Source organism: Kitasatospora sp. NPDC093558 (genome assembly GCF_040683475.1).
GTDB lineage: Bacteria > Actinomycetota > Actinomycetes > Streptomycetales > Streptomycetaceae > Kitasatospora.
Genome location: NZ_JBFBDY010000718.1, coordinates 1 through 2,894 on the forward strand (window position 1 = coordinate 1; position 2,894 = coordinate 2,894).

The window sequence follows — 2,894 nt, forward strand, 5'->3', positions numbered from 1 at the left end:
CCGACGACGCCGGACTTGGTCGGCTGGGGCGGAGTGTCTCGGCGGTTGAAGGCGCTGCGCTCGCCCCAGGACTGCAGGGGCCCGGCAAGGCGCAGCACGAGGACCGCCTGGGCCTGCTCCTGGGCCGGAGCCGGCTCGGAGGTGGGGTCGGCGGGCATCAGTTGCTGTTCACCCGCTCGGTGAGGGCGGTGCGCAGGCCGTCGCGCAGCTCGGCGAAGGTGCGGTTCTTGCCGAATGCCTGCGCCAGTTTCTGCGCGGTGTCGTCGGTGTCGTCGCCGAGGGTGTGACAGACGGCGATGTAGGGCGGGGTGTCGCCCCACTGGTCGGTGGCGATGGCGAACTCGGTGGCGAGGCGGCGTGCGGACTCGGCGACGATGCCTCGGCTGGCCGGAACGGGGTTCTCGTAGGCGGAGACGAGGTTGACGGGCTGGTCGGTGCGGACGACGACGGCGACGAGGCTGGGGCGGGTGCGGTGGGCGAAGGAGTTGCCGTAGCCGGTGGGCATGGAGCGGGCGAAGGAGTCGACGAAGAGGTCGACGGCGTCGATGGTGGCCTTGCCGTCGCCGAGGTTGTCGTGCAGCTGGTGGAGGCCGACGGTGGCGTAGCGGTAGAGGGTGGCGGAGTTGAAGCCGATGGTGCCGATCATGCCGGCGCCGGTCTCGTCGGCGCTGTTCTCGTCGTCGACGGCCGTGTAGTAGTCGAATTCGAGTTCGGTGGCATGGGTGGAGATGGCGTGGGCGACCTGGGTGGCGGCGTCGACGTTCAGGCCGGGGATGTCGGCGACCATGCGGCCGAAGAGGGCGACGTCGGCGGGGTGTCCGGTCTGCAGCTGCTCGCGCACCGGCAGGGTCTTGACGGCTTCGTCGAGGGCCTTGGCTTCGAGGGTGGCGAGGTCGGTGGCGTTGTCGGCAACGAGGTCGACGATTGTGTCGAGCTGGCGGCGTCCGTAGAAGAGGAGGTAGGCGGTGTCGCCTTCTTTCTTGCCGGCGGAGATGCCGGTGGACTTGATCAGGGCGCCGGCGATCCGCTGGGCGTCCTCGGCTGCGATGCCTGTTCGCTCGACAATGGCTTTGGCGAGCTGGGCGGCGATCCGCTTGGTGCGGGTGGCGAGGTCCTGCGGGTCGCGGCTTTCGGCGAAGTGGATGCGGGTGGCGCGCTTCCAGGCCTGGGAGGAGACGCGGGATCGGCGTTTGCCCCCGAAGTAGGCCTCCTTGGGGTTGCCGTTGTCGTCCCGGTTGAGGTTGGCCGGCGGGACGGTCTGCAGGATGTGCACGTCGATGTACAGGCGGTCGGTCATGCGCTTCTCCCTCGGGGTTGGTGGTTCCTGTGGTGGTTGTGCCGGGGTTGCGGGTCTTCGCAGGTGCCGTCAGTCGGCGGGGGCCTTGTCCTTCCACGCCTGGTAGCCGATGGCCCACTTGAGGCGGACCTGCGGGCGCCGATCGGTGCTGTGCCAGGCCTGGATGTCGGCCATCAGGTGGTTGTAGTCCAGCGGCTGCCCGACGGTGCGCAGCTGGGTGATCAGGCCGCGCAGGTGGACCAGCAGCGCGGGCACGCTGGTGGCGCTCGCGAGCTGGGCGACACGGGTGTCGAGTGCCTCCTCGCTGAACTTGCCGCTGCGGCGCAGGGCCCGCAGCGCCTCACCGAGCTTGATGCCGCGGCGGTGCATCGGCTTGGACTGGCTCTGCTGGTGGAGGCCGTAGAGGGCCAGGGCGGCGTGCTCGGCCTTCTGTTCGTCGGAGACCTCATCGCGCAGCGCGAGGATGTCGTTGACCTCGCAGCTGTAGAGCGGCCACATCTTGGGGCTGTCCATGACGGGCCGTCCCAGACCCGAGCGCATGGCGGCGAGGTCCTCGCCGGGTGGCCGGAGAGGCTGCTTGGTGCGGTGGTTGGTGCGCCAGTTGTGGTCGGGGCCGGTGAACTCGTCCCAGTACCGGCGCCGCTTGGCGGCGGCCGTCTGCTCAGTCGTCAAGGTCCGCTCCAGGGTCGGATTCGGTTTCGGAGTCGGGGGTGGTGGCCGTCTCGGCTGCCCAGGCGGCGGCTGCTTCCCGCAGGGCGTCGGCGTACCTGGGGAGGATCTCGTTGAGCTGGTGGCGGAAGTTGGCGCCCGCCGTGCCAAGCCGGTAGGAGAGCGTCTTGCCTGCTTTGCCGGGCTGGTCGAGCGTGCGGCCGCCGAAGGTTCCGGCGGGTGCGGCCAGCAGGAGCGTGTTCGCCGCCTCCCGCGCGTGGCGGTGGGCGACTTCCTCCCAGGCCAGCCGGCCCTTCTCCAGGACGTCCTCGTCGGCGCCGGCGTCGCGGACGCCGGCGAGCAGGCGGCGGACCAGGGGGTCGAGGGCGTGCAGGAGGAGTTCGCCGGGGCGCTGGCCCTTGTCCCAGGGGATGGGGTCGGTTCCGGCGGCCCGGCGCAGGTCGGCGGAGAGGTTGTTGACTGCCTTCGCGAGGAGTTCCGCCTGCTCGATGACGTCCAGGAGGAGCTGGTGGGCCTCGCTGTCCTGGTGGAGGGCGAGCAGCGGAAGGGGGATGGCGTCGTGGATGACGTCCTCGACGATGGCCGACTGGGTGCCGTAGACCATGCCGAAGGTCTCGACCTGCAGCCGGTAGTCGGCGGGAAGTTGGCCGGTCTCCCGCAGGGCGCTGATCTGGTCGAGCAGGATGCTGGTCTCGAAGCCGTCGGTGCTCTGCCGCGTCGGGGCGAGGAGGGCGTCCAGGCCGCGCCAGGCGGCCTTGCCCTGGGTGTGGCGGCGCGGCCTGCGTTCGGGCAGCGCCGAGGCGGCCTTCTTGGCGGGAGCCGTGAAGATCCACGCGGTGTGCGGTTCCAGTTCGGACATGGGCGTGAGCCGGTCGCCGGCGCTGATGACCACCCGGGAGACCTTCGGCTCGCCGCCCTCGTCCAGGTG

At 70.6% G+C, this 2,894-nt stretch carries 4 protein-coding genes; all 4 read right to left on the reverse strand.

The window, feature by feature from the left end; genetic code table 11:
• Positions 1 to 158: CRISPR-associated protein Cas5 (gene cas5 / locus AB0O00_RS34205; protein ID WP_363658506.1), on the reverse strand; the 158-nt coding region annotated here is incomplete at its 3' end.
• Positions 158 to 1,297, reverse strand: coding sequence for a type I-E CRISPR-associated protein Cas7/Cse4/CasC (cas7e, locus tag AB0O00_RS34210; protein WP_363658501.1), 1,140 nt, complete (start codon positions 1,295 to 1,297; stop codon positions 158 to 160). The genes cas5 and cas7e, both read right to left, overlap by 1 nt.
• 69 nt (positions 1,298 to 1,366) lie before the next feature.
• The gene (gene casB, locus AB0O00_RS34215) at positions 1,367 to 1,969 is read right to left on the reverse strand and encodes a type I-E CRISPR-associated protein Cse2/CasB (protein WP_363658503.1); all 603 of its coding nucleotides are present in this window, start codon (positions 1,967 to 1,969) and stop codon (positions 1,367 to 1,369) included.
• Positions 1,959 to 2,894 (reverse strand): type I-E CRISPR-associated protein Cse1/CasA (locus AB0O00_RS34220; RefSeq protein ID WP_363658505.1); only part of this gene is annotated, 936 nt, incomplete at its 5' end. The genes casB and AB0O00_RS34220, both read right to left, overlap by 11 nt.

Excerpts from the sequence above, each read along its gene's own strand:
- cas7e (WP_363658501.1), bottom strand. The coding sequence starts at position 1,297 with ATGACCGACCGCCTGTACATCGACGTGCACATCCTGCAGACCGTCCCG.